We start from the raw sequence: 15,927 nt of genomic DNA, 5'->3' as shown, positions 1-15,927 counted from the left end.
GCGCGACCGGGAAGTCTGCTCACGGTGCGTGCACCGCCGGGATGTGCTGGACACCGATGCGCTTGCGGAAGACCCAGTAGGTCCAGCCTTGGTAGATCACCACCGCCGGGGCGCCGAACGCGCCGACCCACGTGATCACCTTCAGCGCGTACGGGCTCGCGGAAGCCTGGGCGATCGTCAGCGAGTTCGCGGCGTCCACAGTCGACGGCAGGACGTTCGGGTACAGCGCCCCGAACAGCGCCACCACGGCGGCCGCGATCACGACACCCAGCGCGGAAAACGCCTGCCCGTCACGGTTCACGTAGAGCCGCTGCCACGCGACGGCCGCGGCGACCGCGCTGATCACCAGCGGCGCGATCGTCCACCCCTGGCCTTCGCGCACCTGCACGACCACGAGGAACGCGACCAGCGGCAGCAACGCCACCGGCAACAGCCACAGCGCCAGCCGGCGCGCCCGTTCCCGCAGCTCACCGGTCGTCTTCAGCGCCAGGAACGCCGCGCCGTGCACCAGAGCGAACCCGACGATGGCGAGCGCACCCAGCAGCGTGTCCCACCGCACCGCCTCGAACGGCGAGCCGACGCGGTTGCCGTCGGCGTCAAGCGGCAGGCCGAGCGCGGTCGTCGCCAGCAGCAGCCCGACGCCCAGTGGCGGCACCCACGAGCCGATCATGATCACGCGGTCCCACGTGCGCCGCCAGCGTTCGGAGTCGACCTTGCCGCGGTACTCGAAGGCCACGCCGCGCCCGATCAGGGCCAGCAGGACGACGAGCAGCGGCAGGTAGGCGCCGGAGAACAGCGTCGCGTACCAGGCGGGGAACGCCGCGAACGTGGCACCGGCCGCGACGATCAGCCACACCTCGTTGCCGTCCCACACCGGCCCGATGGTGTTGACCATGACGCGCCGCTCGGTGTTGTCACGGCCGAGGACCGGCAGCAGCATGCCGACGCCGAAGTCGAAGCCCTCGAGGAACAGGTAGCCGAGCCAGAACAGCGCGATGATCGCGAACCACACCAGCTGGAGCGTGGTCATCGGCTCACCCCTCCTTCCACGGGGAGTTCATCCACACCGTGGCCCTGAGTTATCCACAACCCATCGAGTTGTCCACAGATCAGCTGTGGGTAACTCTCGCGGGTGATCGCCCGCGTACGCTGGGTGCGACCCAGTGAGTCAGTAAGCGAACGACAGCGTGTCGTCATCGGAATCCGAGTCCTCGCGTTGAGCGGGCGGCGGTGGCATGACGCCTTCGATCCCGCCGCGGACGTACTTGCGCATTAGGAACAGCTCGACCACGCCCAGGCCCAGGTAGAGCACCGTGAGCGAGATCAGCGAGGTCCACACCTCGCCCACCGACAGCTTCGACACCGCCTCGGCCGTGAACATCCACATGCCCTCGACCCCGGTCGGGTTGGGCGCGACCACGAACGGCTGACGCCCCATCTCCGTGAAGATCCAGCCCGCGCTGTTGCCGATGAACGGCGTCGCGATGCCCGCGAGCAGCAGCAACGGGAACCAGCGTCTGCTCGGCAACCGGCCGCGGCGCGTGAGCCACAGCGCCAGCACCCCGATCCCCGCCGAGATCGCACCGAAGCCGATCATCGCCCGGAAGCCCCAGTAGGTCACGGGCAGGTTGGGCACGTAGTCGATCGGCTGACCGGCCAGCGGGCCGAGGTCTGGGTCGTTCGGGTAGTTGGTGCCGTACTTGGCCTGGTACTGACCGATGAGGTTTTCCACACCCTGGACCTCGGTGGAGAAGTCGTTGTGGGCGAGGAACGACAGCAGCGCCGGCACGGTGAAGGTCTTCACGTCCTCGCAGTTGGCACCGGCCACGTCACCGATCGCCAAGATCGAGAAGCTCGCCGGCTTCTCCGTGTGGCACAACGCTTCCGCGGACGCCATCTTCATCGGCTGCTGCTCGAACATCAGCTTGCCCTGCGTGTCGCCCGTGATGGCCAGCACCGCGAACGCGACCACGCCGACCCAGCCGCCGAGCCGCAGCGACGCGCGCCAGACGTCCCGGTGCACGCCCTCGTCCGACTCCGAAGCCGAACGACGCCGCCACAGGTGCCAGCCGGCCACCCCGACGAGGAACGCCGCCGCCACCGAGAACGCCCCGGCCAGCGTGTGCGGGATCGCCGCTAGCGCCGTGTTGTTGGTCAGCACCGCGAAGATCGAGTTCATCGTCGGTTTGCCGTTCACGAACTCCACACCCACCGGGTGCTGCATCCACGAGTTCGCGGACAGGATGAAGTAGGCCGAGGCCATCGACGCGAGTGAGAACGCCCACGCGCACGCCAGGTGCACCCGCTTGGGCAGCCGGTCCCAGCCGAAGATCCACAGGCCGAGGAAGGTCGACTCCACGAAGAACGCGACCAGGCCCTCCATCGCCAGCGGCGCGCCGAACACGTCGCCGACGAAGCGGGAGTAGGCGCTCCAGCTCATCCCGAACTGGAACTCCTGGACGATCCCGGTCACCACCCCCATGGCGAAGTTGACGAGGAGCAGTTTTCCCCAGAACTTCGTCATCTTCAGGTAGCGCTCGTGGCCGGTGCGCACCCAGGCGGTCTGCATCCCCGCGACGAGCACCGAGAGTCCGATGGTCAGCGGGACCATCAGGAAGTGGTACACGGTGGTGATGCCGAACTGCCACCGCGCGAGCTCAAGGACATCCACGTCTTCGAGCTAACTCCCACGCGGCAGCGGCAACCAGTTCAACACGTCCCGAATAAGCAGGGACCAACGTCCTGAACCCGGGAAACCCGCAGGTCAGCCGTCCACTTCGGAAACCGGGCACATCAGTCCACTGTGTACCGGAGCGGGACCTAACGGGTCTGCGACACCAGCCACGCCAAGTACCGCGGGCTCCCGCCCACGATCGGGGTGACCACGACCTCCGGCAGGTCGTAGGTGTGGCGCACGTTGAGGAACTCCTCCAGCGCCCCCGCGCGGTCGGCCGCCGTCTTGCACTCGACCCGCCACTCCGCGTCCGTCTGCACCTCGCCCGCCCAGCGGTAGACGCTGGTGATCGGGCCCACGATCTGGGCGCACGCGGCGAGCCGCGCCTCGACGACACTCGTGGCCAGGGTGCGGGCGGCGGCCTCGGAGTCGACGGTGGTCGTCACGACGACGTGGTCAGCAGGCATGACCCGCACCGTACCGCACCGGAAAAGAGAATTCGGCGCACCGAAAAAAATATTCAGGAATCCCGGCCGTCACCATTCACCGAACCGCACGGGCCAATTCGCGAAACCCATCAGCTTGCGGCTTTCTGAACACCTCCTTTATCGTTGCAGTGAAAGGGGTGCTCACCAGCTCATGTCTCCCGCCATCATCGCTCTGCTCAGCGCGTTCGGCCTGGTCCTGGCAGTGGAACTGCCCGACAAGACCCTGGTCGCGACGCTCGTGCTGACCACGCGTTTCCGGGCTTGGCCGGTATTCGCGGGAGTGTGCGCGGCATTTGCGATCCAGTGTGTGATCGCCGCCGCATTCGGCAGTGTTCTCACCCTTCTCCCGGAAACGGCGGTATCGCTGCTGGTAGCGGCGATGTTCGGCATCGGCGCCTTCATGCTCCTGCGCGAAGGATTCAGCGAAGCCGACGAAGCGGGCGACAGCGCTTCCCGTTCCGGGGCCGCGCCGAAGACGTTCCTGCGCTCGGCGCTGACGTCGTTCGGCGTGCTCTTCGCCGCCGAGTGGGGCGACGCGTCGCAGCTGGCGACGGCGGGCCTCGTCGCACACCTCGGCAATCCGTTCGCGGTCGGCCTCGGCGCCTTCGTCGCACTGGTCTCGGTGGCCGGGCTCGCGGTGTTCATCGGCGCCAAGATCCGCAGCCGCATCCGGCCGAAGCTGATCCAGCGCGTCGCCGGGTTCGCGTTCGCCGGTTTGTCCGTGTTCGCGCTGGTCCAGCTCGTCTGACGGCTGAAAAGCGACCACAGGGACTTCACAGGACCACGAGGTAACCTCTTCGGAACCAGTGGATGAGGGCAAGGTGAACCCGCGATGACGCGGACGATCCTTGCCCTCCGCCATGACCGCCGAGGAGCGTCCCGTGCCCCAGCCCGCGCAAGCCGCCGTGTCCCCCGTTCACGGGCGGCTCGCGCTCGCCGGCATCACGCTCGCCGTGGCCATCGCGGCCGACCTGCACCTGCGGCTCTCGGCGCAGGTCAGCCCGGTGTGGCAGACGCTTTCGGAGTACGTCTACGGCCACCTCGGCGGCCGTTCGGCCGCGCCGCTGTTCAGCGCGATGTGCCTGGCGCTCGCGCTCGGCTCGCTGGCGCTGCTGGCCGGTCTGGTGACGGCGCGCCGCTCCCCGGCCGTCGTCGCGCTGCTCGGCGTGTGGTGCGCGGGGCTCACGATCTGCGCGACGGTCCCCGTCGACCCCGACGGACAGGCGCGGACCTTCGACGGCCAGCTGCACAACGCCGCCGCGCTCACCGCGTTCCTGGCCCTGCCGGCCGCCGCGTGGTTGCTGACGCGCCGCGGCCGCGCGCACTGCCCGTGGGAGCCGCGGCGCACGACGATCCGCGCGCTGGCCGTCGCGAGCTTCGCCAGCGTGCTGATCGTGCTCGGCGGGTTCGTGTTCACGCTCATCACGGGTCCGGCGCAGCAAGAGGTGACGCTGGGTCTGTTCGAACGCCTGCTGTTCACCGTCGACCTGGCCCTGCTGCTCACGATGGTGCGGCCACTGCTGGCCGCGGCTAGGAATCCGTCCGCAGCACCTCGGTGAGCCGCGCGGCCGCCGCGACCACCTGCGGTCCGACCGCCGCCGCGTCGAGCGGCTCCAGCGACACGACGCCGACGCTCGCCCGCAGCCCCGGCACCCCGCGCACCGGCGCCGCGACACCCGACGCGCCGGCCTCCAGCTCTCCCGTCGACGCGACCCAGCCGTCGCCACCGGGCCGCAGCGCCATAGCGCGGCCCGCCGCGCCCGCGCTGAGCGGATGACGGCTGCCCACGCGGTACGCGACGTGGTAGCTCGTCCACGACGGCTCCACGACCGCAACCGCCTGGGCCTGGTCACCCTGAGCCACGGTCAGGTGCGCCGTGGCGCCCACCTTCTCGGCCAGCTCGCGCAGCACCGGCCGCGCCGCCTCGCGCAGCTGCGGCAGCACCTGCCCGGCGAGCCGCAGCAGCCCGACGCCCAGGCGCACCTTCGTGCCGTCGCGCCAGATCAGGCCACGCTCCGAAAGCGGCACCAGCAGCCGGTAGACGGCCGCGCGGCTCGCGCCGATCGCGACGGCCAGCTCGGAGATGGTCGCCGCTTCCTCGCCCGCGTCGGCCACCGCCTGCAGCAGCGCCAGGCCACGATCGAGGGTCAGCGACCCCTCCCTGCTCACAGCAGCTCGAGCTCACCCAGGTCGGCCACCGGCTCCGCGAACGACGCCGCCGCGTACGACGCGAAGAGCTCGCGCACGGCCTTCGCGGCCGGCTCCGGCAGCGCGCGGGCCTCGTCGGCCAGCGCCTTGCCGTCGGTGGACTCCAGCGCCGCGCGCACGTCGCCACCCGAGAGGCAGCGGGCCGACGCGACGATCAGGTTCAGGAACCCGTGGTGCGTGAAGCCCGAGCCCGGGTCCGTGTGCCGGATGGCGCGATGCAGGCTGTTGGTGGCCTTGAACGACGCGCCAGGCGAGCCGCTGACCACCGACAGGAAGTCGGCGACCTCGTCGATGCTGGGGAAGTTCTCGCCCGCGGGGCCGCCGCAGCGGATCTTCGGCCAGCTGCCGTGCTCGATCACCTTGCGCACGCCGTCGAGCCAGCCGACGCCGCGCCGCGGCTCGACGACCCGGATCACGTCCTCGGGCACGAACTCCGACACGCGCTCCAGCCACACCTCGTCGACGTCGGACGGGGCGGGCATCTCGACCATCCGCAGCGACAGCAGCTCGCTCCGGGACTCGACGATCGAGATCGCCTTGGGCACACCTCCGAGCCCGGTGTCGATGATCAAGGAAAGAGGGAGCGGCTCCTTCGGCTTGATCTTGATCAACTCGGTGATCAGCTCCGGCAGCCGCGAGGCCTGGCAGAGGAAAACGCCCAGCACACCGGCGTGCTCACCACCCCGGGACTCGTAGTGCTCGCGCAACGCGTCGGGCATGGCCACGTCCGCGGGCGGGAAGAGCGCCGAGTCGTCGACGAGCCGCGCGAACAGGGGAGGAATTCCACGGGGGCCGGGGGGCGTGAGTTCCACAGCGCTTGACACGACTGACACGCTAGTAGCGTACGACAAGAGGACAAAATCGTTCGTTCTGCGGACACTTGCTCGAGGAGCCACCGATGCCCTTCTACCGGCAAGTAGGCGAGATCCCCCACAAGCGGCACACCGCGTTCCGCCAGCCCGACGGCAGCCTCTACGCCGAGGAACTCATGGGCGTGGAGGGCTTCTCGGCCGACTCGGCCCTGCTGTACCACCGCGGGATGCCGACGGCGATCGTCGACGCCGTCGCCGTGTCCGACGACCGCGGCGCGCTGACGCCGAACCACCCGTTGAAGCCGCGCCACTTCAAGACTCCGGAGCTGAAGTACGGCGCGTCCGCCGACGCCGTGACCGACCGGCGGCGGCTCTTCGGCAACAACGACGTGACCATCGGCTTCGTCGTCGCCACCGCCCCGAGCCCGCTGTACCGCAACGCGGCGGGCGACGAACTGCTGTACGTCCAGGGCGGCACGGCGCTGGTCGAGACGATCTACGGCTCGCTCGAGGTCGGGGACGGCGACTACGTCGTGATCCCGACGTCGTGCACCTACCGCGTGGTGCCCCACGGCGAGGTGCGGCTGTACGTGCTGGAGGCGCGCGGCCACATCGGCCCGCCGAAGCGCTACCTGTCGGCGAAGGGGCAGTTCCTGGAGCACTCGCCGTACTGCGAACGCGACCTGAGGGGACCGGTCGCGCCCTTGGTCGTGGATGGTTCGGACGTCGAGGTCCTGGTCCGCCACCGCGCCGGCCTGACCCGCTACACGTACGCGACGCACCCCTTCGACGTCGTCGGCTGGGACGGCTGCCTGTACCCGTGGGCCTTCAACATCGACGACTTCGAGCCCATCACCGGCCGCGTGCACCAGCCGCCGCCCGTGCACCAGACGTTCGAGGGGCCGAACTTCGTGGTGTGCTCGTTCTGCCCGCGCAAGGTCGACTACCACGAGAACTCGATCCCCGTGCCGTACAACCACGCGAACGTCGACTCCGACGAGCTGATGTTCTACGTCCGCGGCAACTACGAAGCCCGCCGCGGCTCGGGCATCGGCATCGGGTCCCTGTCGCTGCACCCGTCCGGCTTCACGCACGGCCCGCAGCCCGGCGCCGCGGAAGCGTCGATCGGCGCGGAGTTCTTCGACGAGACGGCGGTCATGGTGGACACGTTCGCGCCGCTGGAACTCGGCGAAGCCGCCGCGGCTTCCGAAGACGAGACCTACGCGTGGTCGTGGTCGGGAAGGGGTCCGGGGGCCTGAAAGGGGATGGCGCCGGTCCAGACGTGGCCCGGTAGGCCGGCTTTCCGACCGGCTGTCCACAGGCGTCCGGTGGCGAAGACGTCGAGGGCAACGGCGAGGGGCGCCCGCGGCACCCGGAAGGCGACTACAGTGCCGTCGCGGACCGCGCGGCCCTGGATGGTCAGCCGGTCGTAGGTGAAGGCGATCGTCGGTTCGTCCACGAGCGCGAACTCGGTCCAGTCCGCGGTGCGGGGCCGCCGGACGGTCAGCACCAGTGCGAGCACCGTGCCGAGGAACATGAGGGCGCCCAGCACCGGCGTCGGGCACCAGCACCGCCGCCCGGTCGCCGTTGCGCAGCAACCACACCTGCTGCTGCCGGGCGAGCACCTCCGCCGCGTACCGCGCCGCCCGGAAGCGCACCCAGCGCCCGTCGACCAGCCGGACGCCGACCCAGCGTCCGGCCACGACCTCGCCGACGGGCACGCGTTCAAACGCCTGATCGAGCAACGGCTTGACGCACTGCAGCCGGGCCACGGCGAACGTCCGCAGCACGGTGTTCCCCACGACGACACACCCGAGTAGCACTGCCTGGGCGACCGAACCCCCCACGGGCCACGAGCACCCACTCGAACAACACGAGCGGGACGGCGTACACCAGCTGTCGCACCTCCGCGCGCCGCATGGCCGTCACGAGTTCCCCGAAGAGCGGCAACCGCTCGGCCGGGACGGTGGGATCGGGCTCCCAACGGTGCATCAGGGCTCCGGGAGGAGGTCCGGCGCCGGAAAGCGGATGCCGCCGGTCCAGACGTGGCCGGGGAGGCCGGCTCTCCGACCGGCTGTCCACAGCCGTCGGGTGGCGGCGACGTCGAGCGCCGCGAGGAGGGAGCATCGGGGAATCAGGAAGGTGACCTGAGTGCCGTCCGGACGGACCGCGTGGCCCGCGATACTCAGCCGGCCGCGGCTGTGGGTGATCGTGGGCTCGTTCGCCAGCTCGAGTTCGGTCCACGGCCCGATGGGTACCGGACGGCGGAAGGCCATCCGGAGCGCGCCGAACAGCAGCAGCGCGGCGATGAAAACGAGCAGCCCCCAGGCCGTACCGAGGAGCGACCGGTCGCCGGGCGGGAAGCTCAGCCGTGCCCACAACAGCAGCGCGATGAGGCCCGTCAACCAGGCAACGGACAGGCGCGCATTGCGTCTCGCGAGGACGAGGCGAGGCCGCGGGTCCGGCTCCGTCGCCGGGGCGGTCACGGGCAGGTCCTGCGCCAACCCCTCGTCCTGGATCCGGGCGGGTCTGAACCCGAGGCCGGGGATCAGCACGAGCGCGCGGTCCGTGCCCCGCAGCAGCCAGACGAATCGGCACTGGGCGAGCGGCTCCGCCGCGTAGCGCCGCAGCGTGAAACGCACCCAGCGACCATCGTTCAGCCTGATGGCGACCCGACGCCCGGCCACGGTTTTCCGTCCGGCGTCGACCTTTTCGAAACCCGTGCCGAGCAGCGGCTTGACCCGCCAGTGGGTCGCGACGGCCCGGCCGACAAGCACCAACGTGGTGCCGAAGAAGTACGTGAGCAGCGCTGTCTCCGCGACGTCGACCCGCCCGTCCGCGACGACCAGCCCCACCACGACCACCGCGAGCCCGGCGGTGATCGCCAGTCTCCGAGCGGCCCTGCGCCGCCCCCGCACCAGGGCGTCGCCGAACGACGGCAACTGCTCGGCCGGGATGGCGGGATCGGGTGCCCAGCCCTGCATCGGAACTCCTCGCGCGCTCGGTGGATCACCCACTGGTCGGCTGGGACGCGGACGGCGTTACCGATGCCGGCTGCTGGGTGCGCTGTTCGCGGCGGGAGAACTTGACGAAGCCGAGCAAGGGGTAGCCGGGTACGCCGACTTGAGCGGTCCCGCGCGTCTTGCCGAACGTCCACAGCTGCCCGGACACGACGACGTTCAGCGCGAGCGACACCGTGGCCTTCGGCAGCCGGAAGCTGACCACACGGCCGTCGGGAAGCTGGGCTCGACCCAACACCGAAGCGGTGCCGCTGTGGAAGACGATCTTGCGGTCGAGCACCCGCACCGGCGTCCAGGCCGCGGCCCGGCGCGGCTTGCGGTACAGGAACGCTTCGATGCCGGACAGGAGGACGAAGCTGAGGGCAGGCGCCGCCGAAACACCGACGACGAGTGCGACGGCGAGCCCGAGGATCTGGTCGATTTCCCTGGCGTGCACGCGTTCGGCGAGGCCCCACACCGCCCAGGCCGCGAGCGTGACCGCGACGGCTTGCAGCGCGCTGTTGCGCCACGACGCCCGCGCCCGAGCTCGCCGGCCGGCCAGCTGCACGGGGTCTTCGCGCGGTGAGCCCAACGCGCGTGACAGGACCGGCATCGGCTCTGCGCCTGCGGGCGGTGCGTCCTCGATCCGGCCCCGCCAGCGCTGGGCGATGCCGGGGAACGCGACCCACGCCTGGTCGCCGGCCCTGATCAGCCAGAGTCGCCGCTGGCCCGCCAGCTGCGCGTGCACGCTCAGGCCGACGGTGGCAGTGAGCCAACGGCCGTCGGGCAAGCGCACGCCGATCGTCCGGCGGCGGGCGACGAGGCCGTCGGGCTCGCAGTGCACTTCTTCGAACGGGGCGTCGGGATCGGGCAGGGACCGCGGCTCGCGGGCGGCGGCGTACGCCCACGTCACCAGGTAGGGCACGCCGAAGAACAGCACGAAGATCGGCACGGCGATGCCGAGGCCGGCGAAGAACAGGGCGATCCCGACGAGCGTGAGGGCGGTCCTCGTGGCGAGCCGCCGGGTGAGCCGGCGCTGGCTCACGGCGTACGGCACACCGTTGGGCGGCAGCGGCGCGCCGGCCAGGTGGCAGCCCGGCTCCCACACTCGGGTGGGTTCGGTCATGGTGTCCCCAGGGTTCGGAGTGGATCACCGGCTATTCGGCGCCGGCGTGGGCGCTGTTACACCCGGGGGTCTTCCCAAGTCAGGAATATTCAGGTTAGGCTCACCTAAGTAGGAGGTGACCCGTGACCGAGGCCCCGACATCCGTCCGCCGCCCGCCCGCGCCGAACCCCGCCGAGCGGGCCAAGACGATCGCGACGCGCAACGGCCCGGCGACGCTCACGCCGACCGTCGAACGCGCCGACTGCGAGGCCGAGCGCGTCGTGCCCGTGATGCACCACGTGCACCACAGCGGCAGCGTCAGCATTCTTCTGCCGGACGAGCACCCCCTGGTTCGCTCGACCCGGCAGACGCAGCGCGGCGAGCTCGCCGTCATGGTCGAGCTCGCCGACCACGCCCCGGTGGACCTGCGGGAACCGATCCGCGGTCTGCTGTGGATAACCGGCTGGCTCCGGCCGCTGACGGCGGTGTCGGCGCGGGCGCGCGCCGTGGCGATCGCCGAGCAGCGGCCGGACCACCGGCTGCTGGACGTCGGGCACGGTCTCACGCTGCTCCGCCTGACCCCCGCCTCCCTCGTCCTCGCCGACGCCGAAGGCACCCACTCGTTGCGGCCGCACATGTTCAGCGCCGCGCCGCCGGACCCGTTCCACAGCTACGAGGCGGACTGGCTGCGGCACCTCGAGAGCGACCACTCGGACGTCGTGGTGCAGCTCGCGCAGCACCTGCCGCCCGACCTCCAGCAGGGCCGCATCCGCCCCCTCGGCCTCGACCGCTTCGGCCTCCGCCTCCGCATCGAATCCGACACCGGCGACCACGACGTGCGCCTCGCGTTCTCCCGCATGGTCGACAGCCCGCCCCAACTCGCCGCCGAAATGCGCCGGCTGGTCGGCTGCCCCTTCCTGCGGCAGCAAAGCGCTGGCTGAGGACTTGGGGCCCGGAGCCGCTGGGGCGAACCCACCGACCTGCTCACACCCACGGGCCGACGCTGGGTCCAACCCACCGAGAAATTCGCGCCCTCGGGACGCCGTTGGGTCCGACCCACCAAGCTGCCGGCGCCCACCGGTCGACAAGGAGTTTGGGCCCCGCCCACCCAGTGTTCGCACTCATGGGACGACAATGATTCTGACTCGCCAAGGCACTCACGCCGACGGATGTCGTTGGATTTGACCCGCCGCAGTGTTCGTACCCACAGGCCGACGTAGGTCCGACCTAGCGAGGTGCTCGCCTTTAAGGGCGGCCGCTGGGTTCGACCTAACAAGCGCTTGCGCCCATTGGGCCCCGTTGGGTCCAACCCACCAAGCTGCTGATGGGGTCAGTCGCCAGTGGGTCCGACCCAGCGAGCCGGTCGCGCCCAGGACCGCAGGACGACCGGAAACGTCCGCGCGGCCGAGCCGACATTTGGTTCGCCACCGAGCTGTTCGCGGTGTCGACCGTCGCTGTGTCCGACCCACCGAACGATCCCCATCGGGACAACTTGTCCTCATGGGGACAGCTCGCCGGCTGTCCCCATGGGGACAAGTCGACTGATCCACAGGTGGACAACCCGGAGTCATCCCCATGGGGACAATCGCAGCCTGTCCTCATGGGGATGGTTGTCCCCGGGGGACAAACAGCGCGGCCTGCGAAGCCGTTGGGTCGGACCCCAGATCGCGACACCGGGCCGAGTCAGGCACCCGGAACTTATGCCGCGTAGCCACGACCAGCTGGCGGCGGGTTTGGGCGTCATCGGGTCGGACTCGACCAGCTCACCAGCGTTGCCGCCCCGCCGAGGAATTGGGTCAGACCCAGCCAATCACAGGCACCAGTGCGCCCAGAACACAAGACTTGGCCGACCCCACCGAAGCGGAGCCGGCCCAGCGGCAGCACAGGCGTCAGTCGTCGGCGAGTTCCGGGGGGAAGCCGCCCGTGGCGATCGGGCCCCAGCGGTCGATGGTGATGCGGATGAGGCTCTTGCCCTGCTTGCGCATGGCCTCGCGGTACTCGTCCCAGTCCGGGTGCTCGCCGGAGATGCTGCGGAAGTAGTCCACGAGCGGCTCGATCGAGTCGGGCAGGTCGATGACCTCCGCGGTGCCGTCGACCTGCACCCAGGCGCCGTTCCACTCGTCGGAGAGCACGCAGACGGACACAGCCGAGTTGCGCCGGAGGTTCGTCACCTTCGCACGCTGTGGATAAGTCGCGATGACGATGCGGCCCTCCGCGTCGACGCCGCACGAGTTGGGGGACAGTTGCGGCCGCCCGTCGGCGCGGGTGGTGACGAGGATGGCGCGGTGGCGGGGCCGCAGGAACTCGACCAGCGCGTCGCGGTCGACCTTCGTGTTGGTGGCGATAGTCCGAGGCATGACCCCGAAGGTAGCGTGCGCTCATGAGCACCACAGAGCGATCGGGCCTGAGATCCTGGCTCCTGCCCGTTCCGCCGGAATTTCCCGCGCCCGTGGCGGACGAAAAGGAGCGCCGGGCGATCAAGCTGGAGCTGGTGCTCGTCTTCGGCATCACCCTCGGGCTCTCGGGCGCGCGCAGCCTGCTGTCCCTTGTGGACTCCCTGCTGCGGCCCGTCCCGCTCGCCCAGCAACAGGTGCAGCTCAACGTCCCGCAGGCGGCCGCCAGCCTGCTGGACCTGCTCCAGCAGTTGCTCGGCGCGCTGCAGCTCGTCGGCTGGGGCGCCCTCGGCCTGTACCTGCTGTGGCGCGCCGGCCTCAAACTGCGTGACGTCGGCCTCGACCGACGCTCCCCACGGCTCGACGCGCTCATCACCGTCGGCCTCGCCGCCGTGATCGGCATCCCCGGCCTCGGCCTGTACTTCCTCTCCTACCACCTGGGCTTCAGCCTCGCGGTCCAACCGTCCACATTGGGCGACACGTGGTGGCGGCCGGTCGCGCTCACGCTCTCGGCGTTCGGCAACGCGTTCGCCGAAGAAGTGCTCGTGGTCGGTTACCTGATCACCCGGCTGCGGCAGCTGGGCGTTCGCGAGAACTCCTCACTCGCCGGCGCCGCGGTGCTGCGCGGCTCGTACCACCTGTACCAGGGTTTCGGCGGATTCGTCGGGAACCTCATCATGGGGCTCGTCTTCGGCCGCGTCTGGCAGCGCACCAACCGCCTGTGGCCGCTCGTCGCCGCCCACACCCTTTTCGACGTGGTGTCTTTCGTCGGCTATTCGCTCCTGAAAGGCCACGTTTCCTGGCTCCCCTGACCGTCGCTCATTAGGCTCGGCCCAGTGAACGACGTGACGGCACCACCCAGGGTGGACAGCGAAGTCGGCCCCCTTCGTGCGGTTCTCCTGCACCGGCCGGGAAACGAGCTCAAAAGGCTGACGCCCCGCAACAACGACCAGCTCCTCTTCGACTCCATCCCGTGGGTGGATCGAGCCCAGCAAGAACACGACGCGTTCGCGGAAGTGCTCCGCGGCCGCGGCGTCGAAGTGCTGCTGCTGGCCGACACCCTGCGCACGGCGCTCGAAGACCAGCGCGCCCACGCCGCCGGCGTCCACGCGGCTGTGGATGAACGCCGGCTCGGCGCCGACCTCGCCGATTCGCTGCGGTCGCACCTCAGCGGCGTCGACGCCGGCACGCTCGCCGAGGTCCTCATGGCGGGCATGACGTTCGAGGAGCTGCCGACGTCCGAGGGCGCGTCGCTGGTGCGGATGATGCGCGACCCGCACGACTTCGCCGTCGACCCGCTGCCGAACCTGCTGTTCACGCGCGACTCGTCGGCGTGGATCGGCGATCGCGTCGCGATCTCGTCGCTGACCATGCCGGCGCGGCGGCGCGAGACGGCTGTGCTCGACCTCGTCTACGCCTACCACCCGCGCTTCCGCCACGCCAAGCGCGCGTACGGCGCCCACTCCGCGCCCATCGAGGGCGGCGACGTGATGCTGCTGGCCCCTGGTGTGGTGGCCGTCGGCGTCGGCGAGCGGACCACGCCGGCGGGCGCGGAGTCGCTCGCGCGCTCGGTGTTCGCCGACGGGCTCGCCCACACCGTGCTGGCCGTGCCGATCGAGCAGTCGCGCGCGACGATGCACCTCGACACCGTGTGCACGATGGTCGCGGCCGACGCCGTGGTCATGTACCCGCTCGCGCGCGATTCGCTCACGGCGTTCACCGTCCGCCCGACCGGCGACGGCGGCGTCAAGGTCGCGGGCCCGGCGCCGTTCCTCAGCGCGGCTGCGGAAGCGATGGGCATCGACCGGCTGCGCGTGATCGACACTGGGCTCGACCCAGTGACCGCCGAACGCGAGCAGTGGGACGACGGCAACAACACGCTCGCGCTCGCGCCGGGCGTCGTCGTGGGGTACGAGCGCAACGTGGAGACCAACGAACGCCTGGCCGCCGCCGGGATCGAGGTACTGGCCATCACCGGATCCGAACTCGGTTCCGGTCGGGGTGGGCCGCGCTGCATGTCGTGCCCGATCCTGCGAGACACGATCTAACGGCGAAAGTTAGCCTTCCCTAATTGCACTGAATTTATTAAGGGGAGGCTAACCGAAATAAGCGTTGATTTCTTTAGGAATGGTAACCCTAATAGGGTGGACATCACCAGCTAAAAGTGGAAATCAATCGGGATTTGTCGTACCGTCGTGCGCATGGCCCTCACGAAGAAAGAACCGCGCTCGAAGTTCTACGAACTGCTGCAGGCGCAGATCCAGAACGAGTTCCACGCCTCCCAGCAGTACATCGCGCTTGCGGTCTGGTTCGACAACGAGGACCTGCCGCAGCTCGCGAAGCACTTCTACAAGCAGTCGGTGGAAGAGCGCAACCACGGGATGGCGCTCGTCCAGTACATGCTGGACCGCGACCACCACGTCGAAGTCCCCGGCGTGAAGGACGTCCGCAACGACTTCTCCGCCCCGATCGAGCTCATCGAGCTCGCGCTGGAGCAGGAGAAGGAGGTCGCCGCCGACATCGCCACGATGGCGAAGGCCGCCCGCGCCGAAGAGGACTACATCAGCGAGCAGTTCACGCAGTGGTTCCTCAAGGAGCAGGTGGAGGAGATTTCGCAGATGTCCACGCTGCTCACCGTCGCGCGCCGGGCGGGCGACAACGTGTACGAGATCGAGAAGTTCCTGCACCGCGAGGCCGTCGGCACGTCCGGCTCGGACGCCGGCATGCCCCCCGTCGCGGGTGGCGCGCTGTAACCCAGCCCAGCTCGCGAAGCCCGGACTGTCCCCACGGGACGGCCCGGGCTTCGTCGTTTCCGGGTCCCCGCACAGCCGAACACGGCGGCACGCCTCCCTGCTTGCCTGCCGCAGCTGGGTCCAACCCAACGCTGGGTCGAACCCACCCAGCCATCCACAAGCCCGCGGCGCCGACCAGCGGTTGCGGCGCATCGCTAGGTCCGACCCAACTGCTCGCCTGACCCCGCCCTCTCGACCGCGCCCAACACTGGGTCGGACCCAGTGAGCATCCCCAGGCCTCATCCCGACCGCCTCGATCGGTGGGCTCAGCCCAACGCTAGGTCGCACCCACACAGGTACCCGCGGGCGCCAGCCTGGAGACCCCCAGCGCCCGGCCGTGCGAGGGCGAACCCACCAACACACTACAGGCAAGATGATCTCCGGCGCTCGCCCGCCGGTCTGACCCGAAAAACAAGGGGCCTGTCGTGCCTTGTAAGCGATACGTCGACCGGCCGG

The 15,927-nt window shown here is 69.9% G+C and carries 17 protein-coding genes; 8 read left to right on the top strand and 9 right to left on the bottom strand.

Annotated elements, in window-relative coordinates:
* Positions 1–19: 19 nt before the first annotated feature.
* From cydB to cutA, 3 genes are all read right to left on the bottom strand, one after another.
* Positions 20–1,030 carry a cytochrome d ubiquinol oxidase subunit II gene (gene cydB, locus ACIA77_RS50310; protein WP_395893348.1) on the bottom strand — a complete coding sequence of 337 codons (1,011 nt, stop codon included), beginning with the start codon at positions 1,028–1,030 and terminating at the stop codon, positions 20–22.
* Positions 1,031–1,168: 138 nt separating this feature from the next.
* On the bottom strand, positions 1,169–2,671 hold the full coding sequence (locus ACIA77_RS50305) for a cytochrome ubiquinol oxidase subunit I (RefSeq protein WP_395893347.1): 1,503 nt from the start codon (positions 2,669–2,671) through the stop codon (positions 1,169–1,171).
* 149 nt (positions 2,672–2,820) lie between these two features.
* The gene (cutA, locus tag ACIA77_RS50300; protein ID WP_395893346.1) at positions 2,821–3,141 is read right to left on the bottom strand and encodes a divalent-cation tolerance protein CutA; all 321 of its coding nucleotides are present in this window, start codon (positions 3,139–3,141) and stop codon (positions 2,821–2,823) included.
* 172 nt (positions 3,142–3,313) lie between these two features.
* Here cutA and ACIA77_RS50295 point away from each other — a divergent pair, with 172 nt between their 5' ends.
* Both ACIA77_RS50295 and ACIA77_RS50290 read left to right on the top strand, forming a co-directional pair.
* Positions 3,314–3,910, top strand: a complete 597-nt coding sequence (locus tag ACIA77_RS50295; RefSeq protein ID WP_395893364.1) for a TMEM165/GDT1 family protein — start codon at positions 3,314–3,316, stop codon at positions 3,908–3,910.
* A gap of 133 nt (positions 3,911–4,043) precedes the next feature.
* Positions 4,044–4,721, top strand: coding sequence for a DUF998 domain-containing protein (locus ACIA77_RS50290; RefSeq protein WP_395893345.1), 678 nt, complete (start codon positions 4,044–4,046; stop codon positions 4,719–4,721).
* Here the strand turns inward: ACIA77_RS50290 and ACIA77_RS50285 are convergent.
* Positions 4,693–5,331 (bottom strand): IclR family transcriptional regulator, encoded by a 639-nt coding sequence (locus ACIA77_RS50285; protein WP_395893344.1) that lies wholly within the window; start codon positions 5,329–5,331, stop codon positions 4,693–4,695. The two genes, ACIA77_RS50290 and ACIA77_RS50285, sit on opposite strands and share 29 nt — an antisense overlap.
* Positions 5,328–6,182 carry a hypothetical protein gene (locus tag ACIA77_RS50280; protein WP_395893363.1) on the bottom strand — a complete coding sequence of 285 codons (855 nt, stop codon included), beginning with the start codon at positions 6,180–6,182 and terminating at the stop codon, positions 5,328–5,330. Before ACIA77_RS50280 ends, ACIA77_RS50285 begins: the two co-directional genes overlap by 4 nt.
* An 86-nt stretch (positions 6,183–6,268) precedes the next feature.
* Between ACIA77_RS50280 and ACIA77_RS50275 the strand changes: the two genes are divergently transcribed.
* A complete protein-coding gene (locus tag ACIA77_RS50275; RefSeq protein WP_395893343.1) occupies positions 6,269–7,441 on the top strand; it encodes a homogentisate 1,2-dioxygenase in 1,173 nt (390 codons plus the stop codon).
* Here the strand turns inward: ACIA77_RS50275 and ACIA77_RS50270 are convergent.
* Positions 7,402–7,734, bottom strand: coding sequence for a hypothetical protein (locus ACIA77_RS50270; protein ID WP_395893342.1), 333 nt, complete (start codon positions 7,732–7,734; stop codon positions 7,402–7,404). The genes ACIA77_RS50275 and ACIA77_RS50270 overlap by 40 nt on opposite strands.
* On the opposite strand from ACIA77_RS50270, the gene ACIA77_RS50265 reads away from it, so the two are divergent.
* On the top strand, positions 7,718–8,002 hold the full coding sequence (locus ACIA77_RS50265; protein WP_395893341.1) for a hypothetical protein: 285 nt from the start codon (positions 7,718–7,720) through the stop codon (positions 8,000–8,002). The two genes, ACIA77_RS50270 and ACIA77_RS50265, sit on opposite strands and share 17 nt — an antisense overlap.
* 171 nt (positions 8,003–8,173) lie before the next feature.
* Here the strand turns inward: ACIA77_RS50265 and ACIA77_RS50260 are convergent, their stop codons facing one another.
* Positions 8,174–9,037 (bottom strand): hypothetical protein, encoded by an 864-nt coding sequence (locus tag ACIA77_RS50260; protein WP_395893340.1) that lies wholly within the window; start codon positions 9,035–9,037, stop codon positions 8,174–8,176.
* A 154-nt stretch (positions 9,038–9,191) separates the two neighbouring features.
* Positions 9,192–10,307, bottom strand: coding sequence for a hypothetical protein (locus ACIA77_RS50255; RefSeq protein WP_395893339.1), 1,116 nt, complete (start codon positions 10,305–10,307; stop codon positions 9,192–9,194).
* Positions 10,308–10,429: 122 nt separating this feature from the next.
* Between ACIA77_RS50255 and ACIA77_RS50250 the strand changes: the two genes are divergently transcribed.
* Positions 10,430–11,227, top strand: coding sequence for a DUF2470 domain-containing protein (locus ACIA77_RS50250; RefSeq protein WP_395893338.1), 798 nt, complete (start codon positions 10,430–10,432; stop codon positions 11,225–11,227).
* Between the two features lie 948 nt (positions 11,228–12,175).
* Here the strand turns inward: ACIA77_RS50250 and ACIA77_RS50245 are convergent.
* Positions 12,176–12,643 carry a PPOX class F420-dependent oxidoreductase gene (locus ACIA77_RS50245; protein WP_395893337.1) on the bottom strand — a complete coding sequence of 156 codons (468 nt, stop codon included), beginning with the start codon at positions 12,641–12,643 and terminating at the stop codon, positions 12,176–12,178.
* Between the two features lie 23 nt (positions 12,644–12,666).
* On the opposite strand from ACIA77_RS50245, the gene ACIA77_RS50240 reads away from it, so the two are divergent.
* The 3 genes from ACIA77_RS50240 to ACIA77_RS50230 all read left to right on the top strand — a co-directional run bounded on the left by ACIA77_RS50240 (position 12,667) and on the right by ACIA77_RS50230 (position 15,432).
* Entirely contained in the window at positions 12,667–13,491 is an 825-nt protein-coding gene (locus tag ACIA77_RS50240) for a CPBP family intramembrane glutamic endopeptidase (RefSeq protein WP_395893336.1), read from the top strand.
* Between the two features lie 51 nt (positions 13,492–13,542).
* On the top strand, positions 13,543–14,727 hold the full coding sequence (locus tag ACIA77_RS50235; protein WP_395893362.1) for an arginine deiminase: 1,185 nt from the start codon (positions 13,543–13,545) through the stop codon (positions 14,725–14,727).
* Between the two features lie 153 nt (positions 14,728–14,880).
* Positions 14,881–15,432 (top strand): ferritin, encoded by a 552-nt coding sequence (locus ACIA77_RS50230; protein ID WP_395893335.1) that lies wholly within the window; start codon positions 14,881–14,883, stop codon positions 15,430–15,432.
* The last annotated feature ends 495 nt before the right edge of the window (positions 15,433–15,927 follow it).

The organism is Amycolatopsis sp. NPDC051903 (genome assembly GCF_044452505.1).
Lineage (GTDB): Bacteria > Actinomycetota > Actinomycetes > Mycobacteriales > Pseudonocardiaceae > Amycolatopsis.
The sequence above is the reverse complement of the archived record's forward strand: the minus strand, read 5'-3'. Positions and strand labels throughout refer to the sequence as shown.